Origin of the sequence: Myxococcus sp. AM011 (assembly GCF_013372595.1) — a bacterium.
Taxonomy (GTDB): domain Bacteria; phylum Myxococcota; class Myxococcia; order Myxococcales; family Myxococcaceae; genus Myxococcus; species Myxococcus eversor.
In genome coordinates, this window is record NZ_JABXEM010000446.1 from 1 (window position 1) to 5073 (window position 5073).

The following is a 5073-nucleotide window of genomic DNA, read 5'->3' on the forward strand; positions in this document are numbered from 1 at the left end:
GGGCTCCACTGCGCGGGGCGCCTCCTCGGGAGGCGGGGAAGCCTCCAGGGCGGGGTGATGAGCGGACTCGACAGGTCCGGAATCGTAGTGGTCATTGGAGTCGTGGGACTGCGACTCCATGCCCGCTTCGGCGGAGCCCGCGGGCGGGCCCACCTTGCGGCGCACCACGAACCCCTTCGCCGTCACGGGAGGCGCTGCCTGCTTCGGCTTGCGCTTGTCCAAAATCTTCTGGACGGCGGCGGTCGCCTGGTCGTCATCGAGGGAAGACGAATGGCTCTTGACGTCGTAACCGAGCGCGGACAGCTCCGTTACGACCTCCTTGTTGTCGAGCTCAATGCCGTGGCCCTTGAGCTCCTTGGCGATTTCGTGGACGCGCTTCTTCGACATATTGCCCTTGTTGGCCTGCCGCACCCGGCGACTCCGGGGCGCAGCACCCTAGCTCAAACCCGAAAATGTGTGCGAGTGGTCCTTAACACCCACTCCCCCCCAACACCCCTCCGCCCTCATGGCGCAGGCTCCTATGCCTACCCGAGCTGTGACGGGTCTACCAACCCCGCCTTCCCGCGAAAAGCCCGACCAAACGCCTTCCGCTTCAACGCTGCCGTCATACAACCGACACCGCACAGGTAGGCGCCCCTTCCGGGCAGCAGCCGCTCCCTGTCCACCACGATGGCACCCCCAGGCCCTATCACGAACCGGGTGAGCTCCGCCTGCGGTCGCTTGGACCCGCATCCGACGCACATCCGGACCGGGCCTGACCGCGCGCTCTGCTCCGCTGGTACCGAGCGACCTTCTGGGCGCCCCACGTCCCCTCTCCTCTTCTTCCTACCAGCTTACGGCGACTTGGTGGCTTCCGCGCCACCGTCCAGGGTCGCCGTCGTAATACCGCGCTCGGCGTTGAGTTCCGTGCGCAGCTTGGCCTCCTCCACGAGGTAGTTCTCCGCCGCGCTCTTGAGCTGGCGCGCCTTCTTGATGCCCACGCCCGGAACATCGCCCAGCTTCGCCAGGTCCTTCTCGTTGGCGATGTCCTCCACCGTGCGGTAGCCGGACGCCATGAGCTGTTCGATGGTCTTCTCGCCAACGCCGCGCACACGGGCCATGCGCTCGGCCTGGGACAGTTCGTCGGGGTGGCGGCGCGCCTCGGCCAGGCGGGCCTGCTCCCTTTCATAATCCATGCGGGACAGCTCCGCCTGATCATAATCCATGCGCTTCCGGGCTTCCTCCTGCATGGTGGGGACCCGGGCGGGGTCCACGCCGGGGATCTGCGCCAGCATCTCCGCGTTGGCCTCGGCCACGTCCCGGGCCTGCCGGAAGCCGTGGGCGTAGAGCGTCTCCACCAGCATCTCGTTGACGCCCGTCAGCGAGCCCAGCGAACGGCCGGCGAACTCGCGCATCTCGCGCACGCGGCTCTCGCTGTTGATGTCCAGCTTCCAGCCCGTCAGCTGGGCCGCCAGGCGCACGTTCTGGCCGCGCCGGCCGATGGCCAGGCTGAGCTGGTCGTCCGGGACGATGAGCTCCATGGCGTGGTTCGACTCGTCGATGATGACGCGGCTGACCTCCGCGGGCGCCAGCGCCGAGCACACGAAGCGGGCCGGGTCCTCGTCGTACGGGACGATGTCGATCTTCTCTCCGCGCAGCTCCTGCACCACCGCCTGCACGCGGCTGCCCTTCATGCCCACGCACGCGCCCACCGGGTCCACGTCCGAGTCCCGGCTGGAGACGGCGATCTTCGCGCGGCCACCCGGCTCGCGCGCGGCGGCCTCGATGACGACGATGCCCTCGGCGATTTCGGGCACCTCCATCTCAAACAGCTTGGTGAGCAGGTTGACCGAGGCGCGGCTGAGGACGATCTGCGGGCCCTTGGACTCGCGCAGCACGTCCAGCACGTAGGCCTGGACGCGGTCGCCCGGACGGTAGGTCTCACGGGGAACCTGCTCGCGCACCGGCAGCACGGCCTCCGCGCGGCCCAGGTCCACGATGATGTTGCCGCGCTCGAACCGGCGGGCGATGCCGGTGACGATCTCGTTCTTGCGGTCCTTGTACTCGTTGAAGACGTTCTCGCGCTCCGCGTCCCGCGTGCGCTGCAGGATGACCTGCTTGGCCGTCTGCGCGGCGATGCGGCCGAAGCCGCGGCGGAAGGTCTTCAGCCGGAGGATGTCGCCGTACTGGTCGTCCTGGGCCTTGGCCTCGTTGGCGTCCTCGTCCCGGTAGAAGATCTGGAAGACGAGCTCGTCACCGGGCTCCACTTCCATGCCCTTCTTGTGGGCCTCCGCGAGGATGATCTGATTGACCGCCTGAACCGGGTCGGTGATTTCGTCGACCACGACGATGGCCTGGAACAGCTCCACCACGCCCTTGTCCGCGTCGTACTTCGCCTCGAGGTTGCGGTCCTGGCCAAAGTGCTTCTTGGCCGCGGTCTTCATCGCGTCCTCGAGGGTGGCAATCAGCACAGCCCGGTCGATGCCCTTGTCCTTGGCGACCTGGTCCAGGACGAGGTTGAGATTGACGTTCGGGTTGGCTTGCTGCGTAGGCATGGTCTTCTCCTGAATGGGCCACGGGCCCCCCGCGCGGCAGGGTGCCCTGTATGTCGACGTCTAGAACTCGAACTCCAGGTTCGCCTTGGCGATATCCTTGAAGAGGATGTGAAAGGTTCCGGCGCCTTCCACCTCCACCGAGATACCGTCGCCCGCCACCCCGGTCAGCGTGCCAGTGAAGCTCTTGCGCGGCGGCTCGCCCACCGGCCCGAACGTCTTCACCTTCACCTTCTGACCTTGGACTCGCTCGAAGTGGTCCGGCTTCCTCAACGGCCGGTCCACCCCGGGGCTGGAGACCTCCAGGCTGTACTCGTGGGGGATGAAATCCTCCACGTCCAGCACCGGGTCCACCGCGCGGGACACCTGACTGCACTCGTCCAGTCCCACCCGTCCCCCTGGCTTGTCGATGAAGAGCCGCAACACCCAGCCCTCGCGCTCCCGGACGAACTCCAGGTCCACGAGCTCCAGGCCCTCGCCCGCAACGAGGGGTTCGAGCACCGAAATGGCCCGTTCCTCCACCGTCTGCTTGAGGTTCTTCTCCGACATAACCGGGAAACCAGTCTCCAAAAACGCGAAAAGCGGGCACAGGGGCCCACTTTTCGAGATGCACATCGAAAAATGTCGGCGCGTCCGTAACACACGCCCCAGCGGGGTGTAAAGGAAGGACGCTCCCTCTCGGGTCCCGTGAAACCTGCCCAACAGGGCAAGGAATTCCCAGGGGTTCCGAGCGCCGGACGGGCGTTATAACGCGCCCATGCACCTCATCGCAGCCGCCCAGATGGTGTCCACCGCGGACAAGGCCTTCAACGTGGAAGTCGCCACCCGGCTCGTCCGGCGCGCCTCTGACCTGGGCGCCCGCCTGGTGGGACTGCCAGAGAACTTCTCGTGGATGGGGCCCGAGCCGGAGCGCCAGGGCGCGGCGGAGGGCCTGGACGGTCCCACCCTGTCCCGGATGGCGGAGCTGGCGCGCGAGCGGAAGGTGACGCTCCTGGCTGGCAGCGTCCTGGAGACCGGCGCCCCCGGAGGGCGGCTCTACAACACCAGCGTGCTGTTCGGCCCGGACGGCGAGCGGCGGGCCGTCTACCGGAAGATGCACCTGTTCGACGTGGAGGTGGGGGATGGTGCGACCTACCAGGAATCCGCGGCGGTCGCGCCGGGGACGGAAGTCGTGGCGGCGGACACGGAGGTGGGTCGGCTGGGGCTCTCGGTCTGCTACGACTTGAGATTTCCGGAGCTGTACCGCCGGCTGTCCAAGGACGGGGCGACGCTGCTGGCGGTGCCCGCGGCCTTCACCCTGATGACCGGCAAGGACCACTGGGAGGTGCTGCTGAGGGCGCGCGCGATTGAGAACCAGGCGTACGTGCTGGCGCCCGCCCAGGGTGGCCGGCACTCGGCCCAGCGGCAGACGTATGGCCACGCCATGGTGGTGGACCCGTGGGGGTTGGTGACGGCGAGGGCTTCGGAGGGCGAGGGCCTGGCCGTCGCGCCGGTGGACCCGGAGCTCCAGTCGCGCATCCGTCGCGACCTGCCCTGCCTGCGACACCGCCGATTGGATTAGCCTGGGGAACGCTGATTTCCGGACGGACCCCTTCTCGTGAATGGTCGACGTTGGCTCCCCATGCTGCTCGCGCTCGCGCTCCTGGCTTCGCCGCTCGGCTGCACCGCCGAGGACGCGCCCGCCGTGCCCACGACGTCCTCCGCTCCGGCGCCCACGCCTCGCGCGCACCTGCGCGGGCTGAAGGGGAACGTCCAAATCAAACGCGCCACCGCAGACGAGTGGAGCATCGCCAGTGATGACGTCCCCTTGTTCGAGAACGACAAGGTCCGCACCGAGGCGGGCGCGGGCGCGGACCTGGTCTTCAGCGGCAACGGGAGCACGGTGCACCTGGGAGGCGACTCGCTCATCGGCATCGCCGAAACGCGGCCGAGGCCCGGCCGGCCCCGCACGGACCTGACGGTGCTGCGCGGTCGCATCGACGCGGAGCTGGAGCGCCCCTCCACGCAGTCGCTTTCAGTGAATACCCCCGCGGCCACCATCCAGGCGGGAAGGGAGATTGTCTTCCAATGAGGACGGCCCTGTTCCTGCTCGCATGGTTGAGCGCGTTCCCCCCGGACACCACGGTGGTGGGCCCCCAGGAGTCCCTGCGGGAAGTGGCGGAGCGCGTCTTCGGTGACGCGAGCGCCACGGCCGAATTGCGCGCGCTCAATGGACTGGCCTCGGATGCCGTCGCCCCCGGCACGCGGCTGAAGCTGCCGGGCCAGGAGCGGGCCCTGGCGCTCAAGGCGCTCGAGACCGCGCGCACCCTCGTCGCCCAGGCGAAGGGCGAGGCAACCCTCCCGGAAGCCGAGGCACGACTGGGCGAGGCCGAGGTCTACTTCCGCACCGCGCGCTATGCGCAGGCGTCCGAGGCGGCCAACGCGGCCGGCACGCTGGTCTCCACCGGACGCGCCCCCCACCCCTCCGCCTTCAGCGTGCACGTGGAGCCGGATGCGGGCACCACCACCGTCAGCGTCACCCGAGGTCCCCCCGTGCGCGTGG

At 68.5% G+C, this 5073-nt stretch carries 6 protein-coding genes and 1 pseudogene; 3 read left to right on the forward strand and 4 right to left on the reverse strand.

Going from position 1 to position 5073, the window contains the following annotated elements; genetic code table 11:
- The 4 genes from HUW62_RS45695 to rimP form a co-directional block, all read right to left on the reverse strand.
- The coding region (locus HUW62_RS45695; RefSeq protein ID WP_255204008.1) for a translation initiation factor IF-2 N-terminal domain-containing protein at positions 1-387 on the reverse strand (387 nt) is incomplete at its 3' end.
- Positions 388-524: 137 nt separating this feature from the next.
- Positions 525-743 (reverse strand): YlxR family RNase P modulator, encoded by a 219-nt coding sequence (locus HUW62_RS45700; protein ID WP_240356567.1) that lies wholly within the window; start codon positions 741-743, stop codon positions 525-527.
- Positions 744-833: 90 nt separating this feature from the next.
- Positions 834-2534, reverse strand: a complete 1701-nt coding sequence (nusA, locus tag HUW62_RS45705; protein ID WP_163867391.1) for a transcription termination factor NusA — start codon at positions 2532-2534, stop codon at positions 834-836.
- 60 nt (positions 2535-2594) lie between these two features.
- On the reverse strand, positions 2595-3080 hold the full coding sequence (gene rimP / locus HUW62_RS45710) for a ribosome maturation factor RimP (protein ID WP_163867390.1): 486 nt from the start codon (positions 3078-3080) through the stop codon (positions 2595-2597).
- Between the two features lie 208 nt (positions 3081-3288).
- On the opposite strand from rimP, the gene HUW62_RS45715 reads away from it, so the two are divergent.
- From HUW62_RS45715 to HUW62_RS45725, 3 genes and pseudogenes are all read left to right on the forward strand, one after another.
- Complete coding sequence (locus HUW62_RS45715) at positions 3289-4092, forward strand: carbon-nitrogen hydrolase family protein (RefSeq protein WP_163867389.1); 804 nt, start codon at positions 3289-3291, stop codon at positions 4090-4092.
- 60 nt (positions 4093-4152) lie between these two features.
- Positions 4153-4602 carry a FecR family protein gene (locus HUW62_RS45720; protein ID WP_176438020.1) on the forward strand — a complete coding sequence of 150 codons (450 nt, stop codon included), beginning with the start codon at positions 4153-4155 and terminating at the stop codon, positions 4600-4602.
- A pseudogene (locus HUW62_RS45725) lies at positions 4599-5073 on the forward strand (peptidoglycan-binding protein LysM); the annotation flags it as partial. The gene HUW62_RS45720 and the pseudogene HUW62_RS45725, both read left to right, overlap by 4 nt.